This is a genomic window from Afipia felis ATCC 53690, from assembly GCF_000314735.2.
Classification (GTDB): domain Bacteria; phylum Pseudomonadota; class Alphaproteobacteria; order Rhizobiales; family Xanthobacteraceae; genus Afipia; species Afipia felis.
Genome location: NZ_KB375270.1, coordinates 2,796,907 through 2,816,203, shown reverse-complemented (window position 1 = coordinate 2,816,203; position 19,297 = coordinate 2,796,907). Strand labels below are relative to the sequence as shown.

The following is a 19,297-nucleotide window of genomic DNA, read 5'->3' as shown; positions in this document are numbered from 1 at the left end:
ATCTATCTCCGGCTCTCGGCGCTCATCAGGTCGCGCAGCCCGTCGCCGACGAGATTGGCGGCGAGCACCAGCAGGAAAATGAAAATGCCGGGCAGGATGACGAGCCACGGTCGCAGGAACACAGAGATCTTGCCTTCGGCGATCATCAGGCCCCACGAGGACGTCGGCGGCTGGATGCCGACACCGAGAAACGAGAGTGCTGCTTCCGCCAGCACCGCCACGCCGACCTCGAGCGAGAAGATCACGATGATCTCGCTGAACAGGTTCGGCAGGATTTCCGTGACCATGATCTGCAACCGGCTGGAGCCGATGGCGCGGGCGGCGGTGATGTATTCGAGATCGCGAATCTTCTGTGTCGCCGCGCGCGTCACCACCAGATAGTAGCTCCAGTGCAGGAAGCCGATCACGCAGATCACCACGCCGACCGACGGGCCGATCAGGAACACCAGCGCCATCGCCAGCAGCAGGCCGGGCAGCGCGAGCTGACAGGTCAGGATGAAGGATACGATCCGGTCGATGATGCCGCCGAAGAAACCGGCGCACATGCCGAGCGTCACGCCGATCACGCAGCCGATGCTGGCCGCGCCGAAACCGATCAGCAGCGAAATGCGCGCGCCATAGAGCAGGCGGCTCAAGTAGTCGCGGCCGAGATGGTCGGTGCCGAGAAGGTGCGAATAGCTTCCGCCCTCGACCCAGAACGGCGGCATCAGGCGTTGCGGCAGGTTCTGGTCGTAGGGGCTGTAGGGCGACACCCACGGCGCAAACACAGCGAGCACGATCAGGCCTACGAGAATCGCCAGCCCGATCACGAGGCTGGGATGATGTAGAATGTTTCGCCAGAGCGCTTTCTTGACGGGCGTGGTGTCGAGCAGTTCGTTGCCCGGCTCCGCGCCGACTGCTGCCTTGAACTGAAGGTCCATCTCGGTCATCGCAGCCTCACGCCAGCCGGATGCGTGGGTCGAGCCACGCATTGAGAAGGTCCGCGAGCAGCGTCAGCCCGATGAAGGTCATCGCGAACAGCACGACGAGCATCTGAACGGTCGGGATGTCGCCGCCGACGATGGATTGCAGCGCAAAGCGGCCGAGGCCGTTCATCGCGAACACGGTTTCGGTTACGACCGAGCCGCCGAGCTTGTAGCCGAGTTGCACCGACAGAACGCTGACGACCGGCAGCAGCGCGTTACGCATCACCTGCCGCGACAGAAGCCGGTAGCCGTAAAAGCCTTTTGCACGCGCTGTGCGGATGTAGTCCGATGCCATCACGTCCATCACGCCGACGCGGGTCAGGCGCATCACGGCGGGCACGGAATGTGCGCCGAGCACGATTGCGGGCAACACGTAATTCCAGGCATGGGCATCGCCGGAGATCGGGAAGATCGGAATCATCACGCCGAACACGATGATGAGCACCAGCGCCAGCCAGAACGACGGCATTGCCTGCGCCGACACGGCAATGGCGAGCGAGAGACGATCGATCAGCGAATTGGGATAAAGCGCCGCAATGGTGCCGAGCGGGATCGCGACGATCAGCGTCACGAAGATCGCCGACAGCGCCAGCGTCAGCGTCACCGGCAGATGCTCCAGGATCAGCGTGCCGACCGGCTGGTGCCAGTAATAGCTGGTGCCGAAATCGCCGTGGAAGACGTGCAGAAGCCAGCTTCCATATTGCACGAGCAGCGGACGGTTCAGCCCGAGCTGTTCGCGGATCTGCTCGATCACCTCCGGCTCCGCGCCTTCGCCCGCGATGGCCGAGGCCGGATCGGTCGCGACGCTGAGCAGCAGGAACGCCGCGAAGGAGACCGCGAGCGCCACAAGAATGGCGAGAACGACGCGCTTGGAAGCGTAGCGAAGCATCGATGTTCCTTCCGGTCCCTTAGGAGCCCTTGGCCGGTGATGACTTGGCTGGAGCCGTGCGCCAGTGCGCACGGAACAGCCGCGGCAGGCCGTCCTTCGGCACCGGGTAAGCGAGATCTTTCGAGACGAGATAGTTCTGCGAATAGGTGTAGAGCGGAATCCAGTAGGCCTGATCGGCGATGCGGCGCAGCGCCTCGCTGTAGAGGCGCTTGCGCTCCTCGGGATCGATGGTCTTGGCGGCCGCTTCCATGTTGCGCGCGACGAAGGCGTCGTTCGACAGGTTGCGGTCCGACTTCAGCGACCAGTGCGTCTCGGCAATGGTCGCGGTGTCGGCGGTGCTGCCGGATTCCCAGCTTGCGAAGAAGGCCGGCACGCGGTGCTTCTTGCGTGCCTGGTTGAGCGTTGTCAGCGTCACGAAGCGCAGCTTCGCGCGAATGCCAACCTTGGCGAGATCGGCGGCGATGGCTTCCGCCACCTGCCGCTCGCGATAGGACCACAACTCGAACTCGAAACCGTCGGGATAGCCGGCCTTGGCGAGCAGGCGGCGTGCTTCAGCCGGATCGTAAGGATATTTATGCACGTCCTGCTCGCAGCCGAACTGCAGCGGATGGCAGGCGGAATCGATCACTTCCGCGTCGCCCTGCACCAGATATTTGACGATGGCCTGCCGGTTGATCGCGTGGATCATGGCGCGGCGCACGTCGAGCTTGGTCAGCGGATTGTCGGCACCCGTCAGACCCGCCGCATCGAGCGGAATGAAATTCACGCGCAGCGTTGGTCCGGTGAGATGAACCGCATAGCCGGTCGCGCCGATATTGGCCGCAACATCCGCGGGCACGTTGTACATCCAGTCCACCGTGCCGCTGACGAGCTCCGCCTGCTGCGTGGAGAGGTCCGGGATGGTGCGGAAGATCATGGTCTTGATTGCGGGGCGGCCCTTCGGGCTTCCGGCGTAGTAATCATCGAACCGCTCGAGCGTGACGCTCTTGCCGGGCTGGAAATCGACCACCTTGTAAGGGCCGGCGCCGTTGAGCGACAGCGACTCCGCATTCGGGTTCGGCTTGCCGTCGGCGCCCTGATAGCTGCCCGCCTTGCGCAACTGGACGCTGAAGGCCATGTCGCGGATCGCCAGCGGATACGGATGCTTCAGACGGAAGCGCACGGTCATCGGGCCGGTGCGTTCGACGCTGCCGAGCCAGTTCGCGATCAGGCGTCCGCGGTTGGTGTTGGTCGCGGGATCGATCACCCAATTGTACGTGTAGACCACATCGTCCGCGGTGAGCGGCGAGCCGTCGTGAAAACGCACGCCGGGACGGATGGTCACGTCGATGGTCTTGTCGTCGACCTGCACGTAGGATTCGGCGACGAGCGGCACATAGGCCAGCGTATCGGGATCGACATAGAACAGGCCGTCGTCGGTGAGTTCGGAGACGACGATGGTGTCGCGCGCGGTCGTGTAGAGATGATCGAGGGTCGGGATTTCACCTTCGATGGCGACGACAAGCGTATCGTTCGCGCGGCCCGCAAACGCGGGTTGCACGCCGATGATCGTCAGGCACGCGGCAACAATCGCTGCGCGCACGCGCCTCCTGGTTTCGCCTCTCCGCATCATAACCGCTCTTGTTGTCGGGCTTGGCTCATGTTAGCGGGCCGGACCAGAAACAAAATGTGAAATAACGAATGAACGTTTTCGTGTTTATGATGATTCGGAAACTTGTCGATTGATATCAGCATCTTAACTGACTGGCGCGAGGCGGCATGAACATCAAGGCGCTGAAGGCTTTCCGGCTGATCGTGATCAATGGCTCGCTGGCGACCGCCGCGCAATCCATGCATCTCAGTCAGCCTGCGGTCAGCCGCCTGATCTCGCTGCTTGAGCATGAAGCGAAGCTGCAACTGTTTTATCGCACGCGGCGACGTCTGACGCTGACGCCGGAAGGCGAGGCGTTCTACCGGCAGGCCGAACATCTGCTCGCGGGCTTCGATGAAATTCCGCGCATCATCGAGGACATCAAGGCCAAGACCGGCGGCAATTTCCGGCTCGTCACCGCGCCACGCATCGGGCAGGGGCTCGTGTCGCCCGCGCTCGCCTTGATGCAGAAGGAAACGCCGGGCGTACGCTGCATTGTCGATATTCAGTCGCGGTTTGATCTTGAAAACCGTATTGGCACGCGGCGCTACGATCTCGGCATCGTGTCACTTCCGGTCTCGCATTCGCTGGTCGAGATCGACAACAAGCCTTTGATGCGCGTGCGTGCGGAAGCGTTGCTGCCGGAGGATCACCCGCTGGCCGAGAAAGAGCAGCTCACTGCCTCCGATCTCGCGCCCTATCCGATGCTCGGACTGTGGCCGAGCCAGATCTGGCGGCAGCAGGTCGATGATTTCTTTCGTTCCGGCGGCGCGGTGCCGAGCTACACGGTAGAGACGCGCTCGTCGCTGATGGCGTGCCAGATGGTGCGTGACGGTGCGGGCATTGCGGTGCTCGACCGTGTCTGCGCGCAGGCGATCGATCTCAAGGGCCTGACGCTCCGGCCGATCGAGCCCGCACGCTGGATTTCGTTCGGTTGCATTCACCAGCGCGGCGCGACTCTGTCGCCCCATGCGCTGCATTTTCTCGATTGCCTGAAGCGGATCGTGGCGCAGCTGCGCACGCGGGGTCCCGAATATGCGGAATCCATCGTGCCGCTCGATTGATAAGGCCCAGTGCCGGTACAAACGGCGGACGCGCCCTCGAACGAGAGCCCGTTTACACTTCGGCAATATTTGTTGCAGCGAACAAGTATTTGATTCTATTTAATATTATTCCAACTATTCCGCTTTTTGCAGGAAGTCTTGCCTTATTTCAAATTTTCTTTTGAAAACCCCTCACGGAAGATGATCCCCATAAAAGAACGCTTCGGGGGAAGCGGCTGCCGTTTTAACAGGCATCCAAGGCGGGGATTAGGGGCATGCGTACCAAGGCAAAGTTCGCCAGAACTTGTGCGAATTATCGGTGTGGTGTTGCGGTCGGCAGTCTGGTGGCCGCGCTCGGCCTGCTGAACACGGCGGGCTCCGCGAAAGCGGCAGACGGCACCATCCTGCCGCCGTCCTGGTTCACGCTTCCTGTCCTGAATTTCAATGCCGCGCCCCCGCCGGGAGCCGAGGCGGGACTCTATAAAGCGCCAAAGTCTCTCTGGTCCGACGATCTCTCGACCCGTCTGCGCGTTGAATATCTGATGCTTCACCGTAGCGGCCCGAAGGAGACGGCGTTCACCGCGCCCAACGGCACCACGCGCTTCACGCCCCTGACGTCGTCCGATCTCAACATCGGCTCGAAGATGGCGAGTGGGTTCCGGGCGACGGTCGATGCCGAACTGTTCGACACGCCGTTCGAATTCTCCGCATTCTACACTGCGCCGACCAATAGCGTGCTGCAGCGAAACGGGCTTTCGACAGGCACGACCACGTCGTCGATCCGTTCCAACGCGACCTACGCCAACGATCCGGGCGGCGATATTTCCAACTACACCAACTCGCAGAACATCGATCAGATGTACGTCAACCACAGCAGCCAGCTGTTCGGCGCTGAGGCGAATGCGAAGTCGGTGTTCGGCATTCCCGGCCTGATGCTCGGCGTGCGGTCGATCTATTTCGGCGAAGATCTCAACACCGTCACGCAGAAGCTGAACTCGACGACGGCGGTCGACGCCGTCACCGTGCAGACCCGCAATTTCCTGCTCGGTCCGCAGATCGGCTTCGAAGGCATGTTCGATATCGGCGGCGGTATCAAGATTGGCGGCAGCGCCAAGGCCGGCCTCTTCGCCAATCTCGTCGAACGCGAGCGCTCCTTCGTGTCGCGCAACCAGACCCAGGCGCGCGCGCAGCAGAATTATCTCAACGATACCGCGTTCGCCCAGGGTTACGAGCTCAATCCGCGCATCGAAGTGCCGGTGATGCCCGGCGTGAAGCTCACCGCGGGCGGCACCTTCCTCTGGCTAAACAATGTCAGCACTCCGTTCTCTCAATACGCGACGGTGACTGATCTGCAGGATCGCAACGTCCGCGCGAAGGATCGCGTTTTCTATTACGGCGTGCAGGCCGGCGTGAGCGTCGATCTCGATACGCTTGCGAAGTACTCGCCGCCGCCGATGAGCAAGCGCTATCTGGAAGCGAAAATTCTTGAAAATCAGGGCGCGACGCCGTTTCCCTTCATGGTCTACGGTGAAATCAACCGCATGGCCCTGTCATGGGACGATGGCGTGCAGAGAGCCACACGCGTCGTCGACAACTATTCGGCGCCATCAATCTTCGGTGCCCGTGGTGCTGTCGAAATCGCGCGCGGCTGGACCACCGGCTTCCATGCCGAAATGGGCTTCCTTCAGGCCCGCTCCATCTCGGTCAGTCAGGATCTACCCGGCGGCGAAACCGGCTGGCAGCCCGATCTTCGTTACCTTGACTGGTTCATTCGCAGCAACCGCTACGGTACGCTCACTGTCGGTCATACCTCGACCGCGACTGACGGTGTCGTCCTGAACGACTTCAGCGAGACCAACGCGGCGGCTTCGGCAAACATCGCCATGATCGGCGGCGATCTGATGCTACGTGCTGCTGATGCGCTTGATACTGGTTCGGGCAGCCTCATCACCCGCACCTCGATCAGCGATTTCGTCGGCGGCGCGACCATCGACACGCTTCGCCGCAACGTGGTGCATTACGAGACGCCGGTCATCAAGGGCTTCCAGTTCGACGTCGCCGGTCGTGAGAGATTCTGGGACGCGTCGCTGAGCTATCGGGTCGATCTGCCGAACTGGCGTTTCCGTGCCGGAGTTGGCTATCTGCGCGATACCGATGCGGGCGATCGCGCGGCGCTTGGGTTCACCAAGGACCGCCGCGAATGGAAGGGCAGCGCCAGCGTCATTCACAACCCGACCGGCCTGTTCCTCACCACGGCTTTCGTCAATCGCCAGTTCGGTGGCTACGATTCATCGAACCAGGCGGTGTTCGGCGAGAACATGGTCGATGTTCTTGGCAACGTCATTCCTGGTACTGTTCGTCCGGACCTGCGTTACGGCTACCTGAAGACCGGTCTGCGCCGGCAGTTCAATGCGCTTGGTGATACCAAGTTCTATGCGGAAACGGCCATCGCCAAGAACGGCCTGACCGGATTGCGCGAAGGCGGACCGAAGGTCGTCACCTCAAGTGAGCTGAACATGGTCGGCGCTGGCGTGATGCAGGATATCGATGCCTACAACACGCAGATCTATCTCGGCTATCGCCACTATTCCTTCGACATCACGGGTCTGCGCGACAGCAATAGCCAGCCGGGCGGCGCCATCGCATCGCCTGCGCCGATCAAGGACATCAACCTTGTATTCTCGGGCATACGGATCAAATTCTAACCGGACAATGTCCAGCAGCGGCACCGTTTGAGTCAGGGCAGGCACATGATCGAGACAAAGAAGTTGGTTTCCGCCGCTTGCGTCGCATTGTTCGCCGCATGCATCACTGGGACAGCACAGGTTCACAGCGCAGCCGCGCAGACGAACGATGCCTTTGCGCAGCAGGACAAAACGATTCCGGTCGGCGAAGGTGAGTTTCGGCTTGTCGTCAAGCGCGGGCCGGTGAACGTCTTCACCTACCGTCCGAAATCTTTCACGGCGAACAGTCCGATCTGGGTCGTGATCCACGGCCAGAAGCGCAATGTCGCCGAGCACAGCGCGTTCGACTATTACGATGTCTGGGCGCCGCTGGCCGAAAAAGCAGGCGCGCTGCTCTTGGTACCGGAATTCGTCGAACAGTCATGGCCGACCTCGTGGCAGTTTCAGTTCGGCAACGTCATGACGAAGTCGCTGAAGCCGGTGCCGTGGGAAGACTCAGGCTTTGCAGTCGTCGAGATGGCGTTCAAGCGCGCGGTCGCGATGACCGGCAGCCATCGCCAGCGCTTCTCTATTTTCGGACATGGCGGCGGCGCACAGTGGGTGCAGCGTTATGTGCTCCACAGCGGCGGCCGTTACATCGAGCGAGCGGTGGCCGCGAACCCCGGCTGGTACATGCTGCCGGATGACGAATTCAGCTATCCCTATGGCATCAAGGGTACGCCGATCTCGCCGGCCACGCTGCGCGGTGCCTTCGCGACGGATTTCGTGCTGCTGCTCGGCCAGGCCGACGTGCAGACCGGCGGCGTCATGCGCAACAACAGGGAGACCAGTGCGCAGGGCAAGACCCGCTTCGAGCGCGGCCACTTCTATTTCAACCGTGCGGCTGCTGACGCCAAGCGCATGGGCGCAAAATTTGGATGGCATCTTCGCGAGGTCCCCGGCGCGGGACATGAAGACGAGGACATGGCGCCGCCGGCGGCCGAAGCCCTCATGGAGCGCCGCTGAGCGGTTAGGATGCGATTGGAGTTGACCAGTCGTCTTTGCGTCATGGCCGGGCTTGACCCGGCCATCTACGTTTTTGAAGCACAATCTGCGACTGATGATTGGGGATTCTACGTCGAACAGACGAGAATTACTCCCGCAGCGTGCTGCCGGTTTTCTTCTTCACGTCCGCGACGATCTTCGTTGCTACCGCCTCGATGTCCTGATCGGTGAGTGTCTTCTCGCGCGGCTGCAACGTCACCGCAATGGCGACAGACTTCTTGCCCTCGGGAATGCCCTTGCCGTCATAGACGTCGAACAGCGTCACGTCCGTGATGAGCTTCTTGTCCGCGCCCTGTGCCGCGCGGATGATGTCGGCGGCCTTCACGTCGCGGTCGGCGAGGAAGGCGAAGTCGCGCGACACCGGCTGGAACGCCGCGAGTTCGAGCGGCGGCTTGGCGCGCGTTGCGCGCGCCTTCGGGCCCGGCAGGCGATCGAGCAGCACTTCGAACGCGACCAGCGGTCCGTCGGCCTTCAGCGCATCCAGCACGCGCGGATGCAGTTCGCCGAAAGTGCCAAGCACATTCTGCGGTCCGATCTGGATCGTGGCAGAGCGGCCCGGATGCAGCCACGCCGGCGCATTCTTCGCCTCACGGCAGGGCACGATCTGCAGCGCCTGCATCGGCGCGCCGCACGCGGCGAGCACGGCAAGCGCGTCGGCCTTGGCGTCGAACGCATCGACGCTCCATGAGCCGGACCACGCACGGCTAAAGCCCTTCGATGAAGCCATCGCGCGGCGCACGCCGGTCGCGGCGGTGAGCTGCTGCTCGGGCTGATCACCCAGGAAAATCTGTCCGACCTCGAACAGCGCGACGTCGCCGAAGCCTCGATCCGCATTGGCCTGCGCGGCTGCGATCAGGCCCGGCACCAGCGAGGGCCGCATGTCAGAGAGATCCGATGCGATCGGATTGGCGAGCGCGAGCTCCGGCTTGCCGCCGCCGAACAATTCGGCTTGCGTCTTGGAGAGGAACGACCACGTTACAGCTTCCACCATGCCGCGCGTGGCAAGCGCGCGCTTGGCGCGGCGGGTGCGCAACTGCAGCGCTGTCAGAACAGGCTTGCGCGCGTCCTCGCCACGCGGAAACGGCGTCAGCGGCACGCGGTCGACACCGACGATGCGCACGATCTCTTCCACGATGTCGGCCTTGCCGTGCACGTCGGCGCGCCATGACGGCACCGCGATCTTCACCACTGGCCCCTGACCCGCGACCATGAAGCCGAGATGGGTGAGGTGGCGTTTGATGTCGGCCAGCGGCACGTCGATGCCGGCGAGACGCTTCACCTCGTCGATGGGGAATTCGATCATCCGGTCGTCGCCATAGGCCTTGCCCGAAAGCGCGATCTCCGACGGCGAGCCGCCGCAGATGTCGAGCACGAGCTTGGTGGCGAGCTCGAGGCCCGGCACCATGAAGGCCGGATCGACGCCGCGCTCGAAGCGATAGCGCGCGTCGGAATTGATGCCGAGCTTGCGGCCGGTCTGGGCGATGTTGATCTCGTTCCACAGCGCCGATTCGATCAGCACGTCGGTGGTGGTCTCGTCGCAGCCGGTCGATTCGCCGCCCATGATGCCCGCGAGCGACTCGACGCCGCTATCATCCGCGATCACGCACATGGTGTCATCGAGCGTGTAGGTCTTGCCATCGAGCGCAACAAGGCTTTCGCCCGCTTTCGCGCGGCGCACGACGAGGTTGCCCTTCACCTTCGCGGCGTCGAACACGTGCAGCGGACGGCCGCGGTCAAAGGTCATGAAATTGGTGATGTCGACCAGCGCGTTGATCGGACGCAGTCCGATCGAGGTGAGGCGCCGCTGCAGCCATTCCGGCGACGGGCCGTTCTTCACACCGCGCACCAGACGCAGCGCGAAACCGGGGCACAAGGTCGGGTCTTCAATCGTCACCGCAACGGGCGCCGCGAACGCGCCCTTGATCGGCTTCGGAGCATCGTTCTTGAATTTGCCCATGTCGGCCGCGCCGAGATCGCGCGCGATGCCGTGCACGCCGGTGGCGTCGGCGCGGTTCGGCGTGAGATTAATCTCGATCACGGGGTCGCCGAGGCCGGCCCATTCCGCATACGGCTTGCCGACAGGTGCGTCGGCCGGCAGTTCGATGATGCCGTCGTGATCTTCGGAGAGTTCGAGTTCAGCGGCCGAGCACAGCATGCCCCGGCTCTCGACGCCGCGAATATTGCCGATGCCAAGCGTGATGTCCTTGCCCGGAATGTAGGTGCCGGGCGGTGCGAACACGCTCACGAGTCCCCCGCGCGCGTTCGGCGCACCGCAGACGACCTGAATCGGCGCGCCTTCGCCGGTGTCGACCATGCACACGCGCAGACGATCCGCGTTCGGGTGCTGCTCGGCGGTGATGATCTTGGCGATGACGTAAGGCGCCAGCGCCTTCGCCTTGTCTTCAAGGTGCTCGACCTCGAGGCCGATCATGGTCAGCGTCTCGGCGAGCTTCTCGATCGGCTCGTCGGTGTCGAGATGTTCTTTCAGCCAGGAGAGGGTGAATTTCATGACGACAGCCCTCCCGCGAGCGTGGGCACATCGAGCGGCTTGAAGCCGTAATGATTGAGCCAGCGCACGTCGCCTTCGAACATCTGGCGCAGGTCGCTGATGCCGTATTTCAGCATCGCGATGCGATCGATGCCCATGCCCCAGGCAAAGCCTTGATATTCATCCGGATCGATGCCGCAGTTACGCAGCACGTTCGGATGCACCATGCCGCAGCCGAGAATCTCCAGCCAGTCTTCGCCTTCGCCGAAACGGATTTCGTTCTTGCCGCGACGGCACTGGATGTCGACCTCCATCGACGGCTCGGTGAAGGGGAAGAAGGACGGGCGGAAGCGCATGTTGACGTTATCGACCTCGAAGAAGGCCTTGCAGAATTCCGCGAGAATCCATTTCAGGTGCCCAAGATGCGAGCCCTTGTCGATGACGAGGCCCTCGACCTGATGGAACATCGGCGTGTGGGTCTGATCGCTGTCGCAACGATAGGTGCGGCCCGGACAGATCACGCGGATCGGCGGTTTCTGCGACAGCATGGTGCGCACCTGCACCGGTGAGGTATGGGTGCGCAGCAGCGGGCGCGACCCGTCCTCCTTGCGATTGAAGAAGAAGGTGTCGTGCATCTCCCGCGCCGGATGGCCTTCGGGGAAATTCAGCTTGGTGAAGTTGTAATCGTCGGTCTCGATGTCCGGCCCTTCGGCGATCGAGAAGCCCATGTCGGCGAAGATCGCGGTGAGTTCGTCCATCACCTGCGAGATGGGGTGGATGCGGCCCTGCTCGGCGGGCGTCTCGCGCGTCGGCAGCGTGACGTCGATCACTTCCGACGCAAGTCGCGCATCGAGGGCTGCGTTCTTGAGCACGTCGCGGCGGGCTGTGAGAGCGGCCGTGACCTTGTCCTTGGCGGCGTTGATCGCCGCGCCTTCGGTCTTGCGCTGCTCCGGCGACATCTTGCCGAGCGTGGACAAGAGCGCGGAGATCGATCCCTTTTTGCCGAGCGCGCCGACGCGCACGGCCTCGAGCGCAGCTTCATCGGAAGCGGCGGCGATCTGGTTCAGGATTTCGGATTCGAGTTTGACGAGATCGGACATATACAGCCCCAGCAGAACGGTTCATTTGAAACCGCCCGGCGGGGTGCAATCGGCCCAGCCGAACGAAGCGGGACGCCTCAGGGCGTCCCGGTCATGTCGGCCTCGTGCAAGAGGGGCATGCCTGGCCGCGCGCGGCCATCGGCAGGCTTACGCCGCGAGAGCGGCTTTGGCCTTCTCGGCAATCGCCTGGAACGCGGCCGGCTCGTGGATGGCGAGATCCGACAGCACCTTGCGATCGACAACGACGCCCGACTTGGCGAGGCCGTTGATAAATCGGCTGTAGGTCATGCCGAACGGACGAACGGCGGCGTTGATGCGCTGAATCCAGAGCGCGCGGAAGTTGCGCTTCTTCAGCTTGCGGCCGACATAGGCGTACTGGCCGGCCTTGTCGACGGCGGCCTTGGCGGCGCGGATGGTGTTCTTGCGACGGCCACGAAAACCTTCGGCGGCCTTGTAGACTTTCTTGTGCTTGGCGTGAGCCGTCACACCGCGTTTGACGCGTGCCATGACTGATCTCCTAAATCTGAATGTGAATGGTGACAGACCGCCGCGCGGACGCGGCGTAAGTGGATCAGGCGTTTGGCAGGAAGTACTGCTTGATGTTGTCGCCGTCGGTCTTGAACAGAACGCGCGTGCCGCGCAACTGGCGGATCTGCTTCTTGGTCCGCTTGATCATGCCGTGGCGCTTGCCTGCATGGGCGGATACCACCTTGCCAGTTCCGGTCACTTTGAAGCGCTTTTTGGCGCCCGACTTGGTCTTCAGCTTGGGCATTTGGCTCTCCTTAACGCCACCATCCGCGCGCCGAAACGGCTCGCCGGAGTGACTGAATGCTCGCTAGAGCGTTGAATTGCTTGGGTAATTTGCCCGTATGGCAAAGCCAGCAAAAAACATCGCCACGGCAGCCCTTGATCAGCCGGGCGATGAGATGGGGCTTATGGCAGAGCAAGGCCCAATTTGCAACGCCAAACGGCGTCTGCCGCCATCCTGCCATGAGGCCTGCGCATGCTATGTCGCATTGGAGAATCGTCCAAAGCCCCCATATTCTTGGGATCACCGAGACGGAAGGATTTGAAATGCCGAAAACGAAGAGCCGTGCCAAGGTCAAGGTTGCCGCGATTCAAGCCGATGCCGGCCGTCTGGCCGTATGGCTCGGTGCGGGCGCGCTGGTGATCGGCGCCCTGATCGCGCGGGGATTTTAAGCAGGCCGGTTTTTAGGCTGCTGGAGCTTCTGGTTTCTAAACTGAAAAAGGCGCCCCTACGGGCGCCTTTTCGTTGTCTTGGTCGCTTGAAGGTCCGATCCACGGTGCTCAGCGCGGTGCGAGCACCATCACCACCTGGCGGCCTTCGAACTTCGCGTCCTGCTCCACCTTGGCGATATCGGCGACGGCGGCCTTCACCTTGTCGAGCAGCTTGGTGCCGATCTCCTGGTGAGCCATTTCGCGGCCGCGGTAGCGCAGCGTGATCTTGACCTTGTCGCCTTCCTCGAAGAAGCGGAGCATCGCGCGCATCTTCACGTCGTAATCGTGGTCGTCGATCATCGGGCGGAGCTTGATCTCCTTGATTTCGACGATCTTCTGCTTCTTGCGCGCTTCGGCGGCCTTTTTCTGCGCCTGAAACTTGTACTTCCCGTAGTCCATGATCTTGCAGACCGGCGGGGAGTTGTTCGGCGAAATCTCCACGAGATCCATGCCGGCTTCCATCGCCATCTTCACGGCGACCGACGTTTCGGTCACGCCGACATTGACGCCGTGCTGATCGATCAGTTGGACTTCGAGATTCCGAATCTCATCATTGGTGCGGGGCCCATCTTTGGCGACTGTGGGCGGGGCTCTGTTAGGACGGCGAATGGGAGGGTCTCCACGATTATTGAAAGAAGCGATGATTTTGAAGGAATTCGGTGACGTGAGCAAGGCAACCGAGCGCGGCCCGTGCGAAAAAGCCGGAGAGCCGCATTCCGGTCACGGTGTCCGTGCCGCTGTCAGTTCCATGTAGAGACGAAGAGTCCGTTCGGCAACAGCCGCGGGCTCCTGCAGGTCGGAAACCCACGCCTGGCCGCGCGCGCCGATAGCCCGCCGTACTGAATCGGACAGATTCAGAAGGCGTGTCAGCGCCGTCGCCAGCGCTTCGATATCGCCAGCCGGGAAACGGAGGCCGGTCATCCGGTCCTCGCTGATGGCGGGCGGGGCCAGCATGATGCCGGAACCGGCTGCGAGATCGGAGGCGATGACCGGAACGCCCATCGCCTGCGCCGCAAGGATGGTGCGCAGCGCGCCTTCCGGCTGGGTCGAGGCGAACACCGCCGCCGCCGAGACCGCGAGCGCCGCCGGCAGATCGTCGCTCAGTCCGGCGAAGCGGACCACGTCGGTGGTACCGGTCGAGAGCACGAGATCCCACAATTGCCCGGTGAAATGGGTGCGGCCCTGATCCTCGCCGGTGAAGGCGATCAGGAAATCCCGGACGCCAGCGGCTTTCATCCACGCCGCTGCCTGCACGATGTGATGGTGGCCCTTGCGGCGGACCATGCGGCCCGGCGCGAGGATGATGCGGGTGTCCGTCCCGGCACCGAACGCATGGCGAATGCGCGCGATGCGCTCCGGCGTGACGCGGTCGGGATCGAAAGCGGTTGCATCGAAGCCGAGCGGCAGCGTCATGATCCGCTCGCGCACGGCCGGGTAGCGGTCGCGGATCAGATCGGCGAGATCGTCGCTCGCGGCGATGATGCGGTCGCCGCGCACCATCACGCTGTTATAGAACCGCTTGAGCCGGTTCTGCTCGCGAAAACCCTTGAACCATGTGGTGACGAACGGCCGTCGCTGCGCGCGCGCCGCGAGATAGGCGCTCCAGCCCGGTGCGCGGCCGAGTGCGTGGACGACATCACAATGGCGGTTCGCGATCAGCAGCGACAACTGCCGCATGCAACGTAGCATCCGATAAGGATTGCGGCTCGCGACATTCATCTCGATGAATTCGCCACCTGCCGCGACGATCTCCGGCACGAGGCGGCCGCCTTGCGACACCACGACAGGATGGTGACCGTGCGCCGCGAGATATTGCGTGAGCGCCAGCGCATTGAGATCGGACGCGCCGGATTCCAGCGTCGGCACGGCGATCAGAACGGTGAGCGCGCGGGTCTGCGTGTTCTGTGAGGGGTGCGGCGCCGTGCCGTTCCGATCTGCGCCATGGCCGCCGTGCCCGGATTGCGGATCGGTCTCGGATAGACGGTGTGTTGCCGCGGAAGGATCCGGCATCGGGTGCGTGTCTCGTTCAGGCGAATGCGATCGGCGCGAGGCGGGCGCACAGCAGATTGCTGGAATGCAAAGGGAATGTGACCGGGGCGTTGACGAACATGATCGCACCATCAATAACACGGTCGATCATCATCGCACGATACAAGCGATCCGCAAAATCATCATGACGGCTCTCCGATGACCCTTCCCGCTGACGCTCCGCCTGATTTCATAGATGTCAGAACGTCGCATGGCGAACGCCGCATCGCGGTGCGCCGTCGTGAAGGAGGCGGCCCCGGTCTCGTCTGGCTCGGCGGGTTCAAGTCGGACATGCTGGGCACCAAGGCGCGCGAGCTCGACGCTTACGCGCAACAACATGGTCGCGCCTGCGTCCGCTTCGATTACTCAGGCCACGGCGAATCCAGCGGTGACTTCAAGGATGGCACCATTGGCGCGTGGCTTGAGGAAAGCCTCGCTGTCGTCGAGGCCTGCTGCGAAGGCGGGCAGATCATGATCGGCTCTTCGATGGGCGGCTGGATGGCGCTTTTGGTTGCGCGCGCGATGGCAGCGCAGAAAGCCAGATCGCGCGCGACGCTCAAGGGCCTCGTGCTGATCGCCCCCGCGCCTGACTTCACCGAAGATCTGATGTGGGAGCGGTTCACGCCGGAGATCCGGGAAGAGATGGAGCGCAACGGCGTGTGGTATCGCCCGTCCGACTACGGCGAGCCATATCCGATCACCAAACGATTCATCGAGGAGGGTCGCAACCATCTCCTGCTTAACGGCATGCTCGATGTCGGTTGTCCGGTCCGCATTCTGCAGGGCGTGCAGGATGAGGACGTGCCCTGGCAGCACGCCTTCAAGTTGACGCACTGCCTGCCAAGCGACGATGTGGTGCTGACACTGGTGCAGGACGGCGATCACCGTCTGTCGCGACCGCAGGACATCGCGCGCATTCTGGCGGCAGTGACGGAATTGGCGGAAGGCTGACGTCCGGTTGCATCATTCCGGACGATGCGCAAACGTGAGATCAGAAATCCAGATCGATGTAGTGCGCGGGTGCGGGCAGGCCCGCGAGCCATTCGTTCAGGAGCGGACGGAATGAGGGGCGCGATTTGATCCGCACATACCAGGCCTTCGCGGCGTCATCCTCGCTCCACGGCACGTCGCCGAGATAGTCGATTGCCGACAGATGCGCGGCAGCCGCGAGATCGGCATAGGTCGGGCGGTCGCCGGCGAGAAAATTTCGCGTGCGCGCGAGCCAGCCGATATAGGCGAGATGGTAGCGCAGGTTGGACCGCGCTGCGCGCATCACGTCCGTCGAAGGTGCACCACCACCCTGTTCGGCGCTCATGAAGCGCTTGTAGACGCGCTCGGTGACGAGCGGGCCGCTGACCTCATCGTAAAATTTGTCGTTGAACCACGACATCAGCCGCCGGACCTCGACGCGATCGGGCGAGTTCGATGGCATCATGCGACGATCGCGGAGCTGCGCGCCGTAGGTCTCGTCCAGATATTCGGCGATGATCGCGGCGCCCGGAATCGGCGGCTCGCCGTCGAGCATCATCACGGGCGTGGTGCCGGCCGGATTCATCGCCAGAAACGCTTCGTCCCGATCCCAAATCCGCTCCTCAACGAGTTCGGATTCCAGTCCGTATTCGCCGAGCGCAAGACGCACGAAACGTGAATGGGGACAGAAGGCGTGATGGAAAAGGGTAATCATAGGCACCGTGTTAGCCGGAAGATTCTTAAAGAGAGCCTTAAAAAAGGCTTTCTGCTCTCGCTTGGTGGCGGCCCGCGAGCAAGGTGCCGAACCTAACCGAGCGTGAGCCGGGGGCAAGGTATCTTTGCATGTTTTCCGCATTGCGGGGGGGCAGCGAATAAGTCACAAACGCGGGCCACCCCGGCACCATGGATTCTCCTGATGTTGGCTGATCTTCTGAAGGCGCTGTTCCTCGGTATCGTGGAGGGCGTCACCGAGTTCCTGCCGGTTTCCTCCACCGGCCATCTGCTGCTTGCAGAGCGAATCTTCAATCTCGACCAGGATAATTTCTGGAAGACATTCGCGGTGCTGATTCAGCTCGGCGCGATTCTCGCCATTCTGGTGATCTACTTCCAGCGCCTCTGGCATGTCGCGACCCATATGTTCACCGATCCCGCCGCGCGGCGTTTCGTGATCGGCGTGCTGGTCGCGTTTTTACCTGCCGTCATACTCGGCCTGATCTTCGGCCACTTCATCAAGAGCGTGCTGTTCAATCCTTGGGTGGTGTGCTTCTCGCTGATCGCAGGTGGCGCGGTGCTGCTGTGGGTCGATCAGCAGGACCTCAATCCACGTCATCACAATGCCATGACGTTCCCGCTGCCGATGTATCTCGGCATCGGCATCGCGCAGTGTGCGGCGATGATTCCGGGCGTGTCCCGCTCAGGCGCCTCGATCGTGGCGGCGATGCTGTTCGGCGCCGACAAACGCTCTGCGGCGGAGTTTTCGTTCTTCCTCGCGATTCCGACCATGATCGGCGCGTTCGTCTATGATTTTTACAAGGGCCGCGGCGACATGACGATGGATCACTCCCTGATCATCGTGGTCGGCTTCGTGGTGTCGTTCATCACCGCGATTATCGTGGTGAGGTCGTTCCTCGATTTCGTCACCCGCAACGGCTTCACGTTCTTCGCGTGGTGGCGCGTGATCGTCGGCACGCTCGGCCTGATCGCGCTCGCGCTGGGGGCCTAACACGGAACAATAGATTGTCGCCCCCGCCTGCGCGGGGCGGCAATACTCAGGCGCTCTTGTGGGCGAACTGGCCGGTCTTGCGGAAGCGCCAGAGATAGGACGGCAGCACCGCCGCCATCGATTCCGGCGCAATGCCGAGACCTTCCAGCGTCAGGCCCGCACTCTTCGCCGCATCCGACACCACATTGTCGGTCTTGAGCATCTCGACCTGATCCGGCGTCAGCTTGAGGTCGCCCGGCGCGAATTGCAGGAACGCCGCCTGGAGCTTCGCGAGCCCGAACGGCAGCGGCACCAGCATCGGATCGCGCTCGGCAACCCGCAGGATCAGTTCGATGGCCTCGCGCATCGTCATGACTTCCGGTCCGCCGAGCTCATAGGTGGCGCCCGCCTTGGTCTTGCCGTCGACCGCATCGGCGATCGCCGAGGCGACGTCGCCGACATAGACCGGCTGCAGTTTCGTGTCGGCCCCGATCAGCGGCAACGCCGGGAACAGGCGTGCCAATGCGGCGAAGCGGTTGGTGAAATGGTCTTCCGGCCCGAACACGATGGAAGGACGGATGATGGTCGCATCCGGCGTGGCTTCCAGCACGGCCTGCTCGCCGAGCGCCTTGGAGGTGGCGTAGCGGGAGGCCGAATTAGCATTCGCGCCGATCGCCGAGACGTGCACCACGCGGGCGCCGATTCGCGCAGCAGCTTCCGCGATGGCGCGAGCGCCTTCCGCCTGTACCGCGTTGAAACGCTGGGCGCCGCCTTCCGAGAGAATCCCGACCAGATTGACCACGACGCGCGAGCCGCGCATCGCCGCATCGAGCGAGGCCGGATAGCGGACATTGGCCTGCACCGGATTGATCTGCCCGACCTTGCCGAGCGGCTGCAGGTGGCCGGCCAATTCCGGCCGGCGCACGCCGACGCGCAACCGGTAATCCCGCTGCGCCAGCGCCCGGACAACATGACGGCCGAGGAAACCCGATCCGCCGAATACGGTGACGAGGGTGTCGATGGGGGCTGTCATGGTCGAATTCCTGCCTCGATAAGGGTAACCCGAGCGGGTATTTGCGGATTTTGCGATACGCCATCGGTTCTGGGCTGTACAGGGGCCATGGTGCCACCGGTCGGGGAATTTTCTTGGGAATTTGACAAGCGCGCGGTCGGTCCTTACTAACCGCCTCACGCCCAGGTGGTGGAATTGGTAGACACGCAGGTTTCAGGTACCTGTGCTGCAAGGCGTGAAGGTTCGAGTCCTTTCCTGGGCACCATCCATTCTTTCTGAACGTCTGGTCCACGGACGCTCCCGCAAAATCAGAAGGCGCAAGCTCTCCGGCCTGGAGGTCATGGGCACAGTCTTAAGCCTGTGCGAGGAAAGCGCCGCTCAATCGCAGATCGCACAACGTGCTTCGCTGAAGCGGGATGCCTGGCAAGGCACGCGCCGCGCGGACGCATGTGCAGATCGCGGGCTGAAATTTCCCGGATATCGTCCTATCGTCCATCCTGAATG

At 62.6% G+C, this 19,297-nt stretch carries 17 protein-coding genes and 1 tRNA gene; 7 read left to right on the top strand and 11 right to left on the bottom strand.

Annotated elements, in window-relative coordinates; translation table 11 throughout:
- Positions 1-2: 2 nt before the first annotated feature.
- From HMPREF9697_RS13315 to HMPREF9697_RS13305, 3 genes are read right to left on the bottom strand one after another with little or no spacing between them, the layout of a single operon-like run.
- Positions 3-929, bottom strand: a complete 927-nt coding sequence (locus tag HMPREF9697_RS13315; RefSeq protein ID WP_002717753.1) for an ABC transporter permease — start codon at positions 927-929, stop codon at positions 3-5.
- Positions 930-936: 7 nt separating this feature from the next.
- Entirely contained in the window at positions 937-1,854 is a 918-nt protein-coding gene (locus HMPREF9697_RS13310) for an ABC transporter permease (protein ID WP_002717752.1), read from the bottom strand.
- Positions 1,855-1,873: 19 nt separating this feature from the next.
- Positions 1,874-3,436, bottom strand: coding sequence for an ABC transporter substrate-binding protein (locus HMPREF9697_RS13305; RefSeq protein ID WP_244597740.1), 1,563 nt, complete (start codon positions 3,434-3,436; stop codon positions 1,874-1,876).
- A gap of 176 nt (positions 3,437-3,612) precedes the next feature.
- Here HMPREF9697_RS13305 and HMPREF9697_RS13300 point away from each other — a divergent pair, with 176 nt between their 5' ends.
- The 3 genes from HMPREF9697_RS13300 (at position 3,613) to HMPREF9697_RS13290 (ending at position 8,216) form a co-directional block, all read left to right on the top strand.
- Entirely contained in the window at positions 3,613-4,548 is a 936-nt protein-coding gene (locus HMPREF9697_RS13300) for a LysR family transcriptional regulator (protein ID WP_002717750.1), read from the top strand.
- 254 nt (positions 4,549-4,802) lie between these two features.
- On the top strand, positions 4,803-7,232 hold the full coding sequence (locus HMPREF9697_RS13295; RefSeq protein ID WP_002717749.1) for a porin: 2,430 nt from the start codon (positions 4,803-4,805) through the stop codon (positions 7,230-7,232).
- Between the two features lie 45 nt (positions 7,233-7,277).
- Entirely contained in the window at positions 7,278-8,216 is a 939-nt protein-coding gene (locus HMPREF9697_RS13290; RefSeq protein WP_002717748.1) for a hypothetical protein, read from the top strand.
- A 127-nt stretch (positions 8,217-8,343) separates the two neighbouring features.
- On the opposite strand, the gene pheT is transcribed toward HMPREF9697_RS13290, so the two are convergent.
- The 4 genes from pheT to rpmI all read right to left on the bottom strand — a co-directional run bounded on the left by pheT (position 8,344) and on the right by rpmI (position 12,615).
- The gene (pheT, locus tag HMPREF9697_RS13285; protein ID WP_002717747.1) at positions 8,344-10,764 is read right to left on the bottom strand and encodes a phenylalanine--tRNA ligase subunit beta; all 2,421 of its coding nucleotides are present in this window, start codon (positions 10,762-10,764) and stop codon (positions 8,344-8,346) included.
- Positions 10,761-11,843: a phenylalanine--tRNA ligase subunit alpha gene (pheS, locus tag HMPREF9697_RS13280; RefSeq protein ID WP_002717746.1), complete on the bottom strand. Its 1,083-nt coding sequence runs from the start codon at positions 11,841-11,843 to the stop codon at positions 10,761-10,763. Before pheS ends, pheT begins: the two co-directional genes overlap by 4 nt.
- Positions 11,844-11,990: 147 nt before the next feature.
- Positions 11,991-12,350 carry a 50S ribosomal protein L20 gene (rplT, locus tag HMPREF9697_RS13275; RefSeq protein ID WP_002717745.1) on the bottom strand — a complete coding sequence of 120 codons (360 nt, stop codon included), beginning with the start codon at positions 12,348-12,350 and terminating at the stop codon, positions 11,991-11,993.
- Positions 12,351-12,414: 64 nt separating this feature from the next.
- On the bottom strand, positions 12,415-12,615 hold the full coding sequence (gene rpmI, locus HMPREF9697_RS13270) for a 50S ribosomal protein L35 (RefSeq protein WP_002717744.1): 201 nt from the start codon (positions 12,613-12,615) through the stop codon (positions 12,415-12,417).
- A 302-nt stretch (positions 12,616-12,917) separates the two neighbouring features.
- On the opposite strand from rpmI, the gene HMPREF9697_RS21655 reads away from it, so the two are divergent.
- A complete protein-coding gene (locus tag HMPREF9697_RS21655) occupies positions 12,918-13,043 on the top strand; it encodes a hypothetical protein (RefSeq protein ID WP_002717743.1) in 126 nt (41 codons plus the stop codon).
- Positions 13,044-13,151: 108 nt separating this feature from the next.
- On the opposite strand, the gene infC is transcribed toward HMPREF9697_RS21655, so the two are convergent.
- Entirely contained in the window at positions 13,152-13,691 is a 540-nt protein-coding gene (gene infC, locus HMPREF9697_RS13265; RefSeq protein ID WP_085947216.1) for a translation initiation factor IF-3, read from the bottom strand.
- Positions 13,692-13,802: 111 nt separating this feature from the next.
- The gene (locus tag HMPREF9697_RS13260; protein ID WP_002717741.1) at positions 13,803-15,092 is read right to left on the bottom strand and encodes a glycosyltransferase; all 1,290 of its coding nucleotides are present in this window, start codon (positions 15,090-15,092) and stop codon (positions 13,803-13,805) included.
- A 177-nt stretch (positions 15,093-15,269) separates the two neighbouring features.
- Between HMPREF9697_RS13260 and HMPREF9697_RS13255 the strand changes: the two genes are divergently transcribed.
- Positions 15,270-16,061 carry an alpha/beta hydrolase gene (locus HMPREF9697_RS13255; protein ID WP_002717740.1) on the top strand — a complete coding sequence of 264 codons (792 nt, stop codon included), beginning with the start codon at positions 15,270-15,272 and terminating at the stop codon, positions 16,059-16,061.
- A 40-nt stretch (positions 16,062-16,101) separates the two neighbouring features.
- Here HMPREF9697_RS13255 and HMPREF9697_RS13250 read toward each other — a convergent pair whose 3' ends face one another.
- Positions 16,102-16,794, bottom strand: coding sequence for a glutathione S-transferase family protein (locus HMPREF9697_RS13250; protein WP_002717739.1), 693 nt, complete (start codon positions 16,792-16,794; stop codon positions 16,102-16,104).
- Positions 16,795-16,995: 201 nt separating this feature from the next.
- Between HMPREF9697_RS13250 and HMPREF9697_RS13245 the strand changes: the two genes are divergently transcribed.
- Positions 16,996-17,802 (top strand): undecaprenyl-diphosphate phosphatase, encoded by an 807-nt coding sequence (locus tag HMPREF9697_RS13245; protein WP_002717737.1) that lies wholly within the window; start codon positions 16,996-16,998, stop codon positions 17,800-17,802.
- Positions 17,803-17,848: 46 nt separating this feature from the next.
- Here the strand turns inward: HMPREF9697_RS13245 and HMPREF9697_RS13240 are convergent, their stop codons facing one another.
- Positions 17,849-18,814: a complex I NDUFA9 subunit family protein gene (locus tag HMPREF9697_RS13240; protein ID WP_002717736.1), complete on the bottom strand. Its 966-nt coding sequence runs from the start codon at positions 18,812-18,814 to the stop codon at positions 17,849-17,851.
- A 159-nt stretch (positions 18,815-18,973) separates the two neighbouring features.
- Between HMPREF9697_RS13240 and HMPREF9697_RS13235 the strand changes: the two genes are divergently transcribed.
- A tRNA-Leu gene (locus HMPREF9697_RS13235) sits at positions 18,974-19,058 on the top strand.
- Positions 19,059-19,297 lie beyond the last annotated feature (239 nt).

What these genes read in the sequence shown, in the direction of transcription:
- HMPREF9697_RS13295 (WP_002717749.1), top strand. Translation starts at nt 4,803, where the DNA reads ATGCGTACCAAGGCAAAGTTCGCCAGAACTTGTGCGAATTATCGGTGT.
- HMPREF9697_RS13310 (WP_002717752.1), bottom strand. Translation starts at nt 1,854, where the DNA reads ATGCTTCGCTACGCTTCCAAGCGCGTCGTTCTCGCCATTCTTGTGGCG.
- pheS (WP_002717746.1), bottom strand. Translation starts at nt 11,843, where the DNA reads ATGTCCGATCTCGTCAAACTCGAATCCGAAATCCTGAACCAGATCGCC.
- pheT (WP_002717747.1), bottom strand. Translation starts at nt 10,764, where the DNA reads ATGAAATTCACCCTCTCCTGGCTGAAAGAACATCTCGACACCGACGAG.
- HMPREF9697_RS13245 (WP_002717737.1), top strand. Translation starts at nt 16,996, where the DNA reads ATGTTGGCTGATCTTCTGAAGGCGCTGTTCCTCGGTATCGTGGAGGGC.
- rpmI (WP_002717744.1), bottom strand. Translation starts at nt 12,615, where the DNA reads ATGCCCAAGCTGAAGACCAAGTCGGGCGCCAAAAAGCGCTTCAAAGTG.
- HMPREF9697_RS13255 (WP_002717740.1), top strand. Translation starts at nt 15,270, where the DNA reads ATGACCCTTCCCGCTGACGCTCCGCCTGATTTCATAGATGTCAGAACG.
- HMPREF9697_RS13290 (WP_002717748.1), top strand. Translation starts at nt 7,278, where the DNA reads ATGATCGAGACAAAGAAGTTGGTTTCCGCCGCTTGCGTCGCATTGTTC.
- HMPREF9697_RS13300 (WP_002717750.1), top strand. Translation starts at nt 3,613, where the DNA reads ATGAACATCAAGGCGCTGAAGGCTTTCCGGCTGATCGTGATCAATGGC.
- HMPREF9697_RS13315 (WP_002717753.1), bottom strand. Translation starts at nt 929, where the DNA reads ATGACCGAGATGGACCTTCAGTTCAAGGCAGCAGTCGGCGCGGAGCCG.
- HMPREF9697_RS13260 (WP_002717741.1), bottom strand. Translation starts at nt 15,092, where the DNA reads ATGCCGGATCCTTCCGCGGCAACACACCGTCTATCCGAGACCGATCCG.
- HMPREF9697_RS13250 (WP_002717739.1), bottom strand. Translation starts at nt 16,794, where the DNA reads ATGATTACCCTTTTCCATCACGCCTTCTGTCCCCATTCACGTTTCGTG.
- HMPREF9697_RS21655 (WP_002717743.1), top strand. Translation starts at nt 12,918, where the DNA reads ATGCCGAAAACGAAGAGCCGTGCCAAGGTCAAGGTTGCCGCGATTCAA.
- rplT (WP_002717745.1), bottom strand. Translation starts at nt 12,350, where the DNA reads ATGGCACGCGTCAAACGCGGTGTGACGGCTCACGCCAAGCACAAGAAA.
- HMPREF9697_RS13240 (WP_002717736.1), bottom strand. Translation starts at nt 18,814, where the DNA reads ATGACAGCCCCCATCGACACCCTCGTCACCGTATTCGGCGGATCGGGT.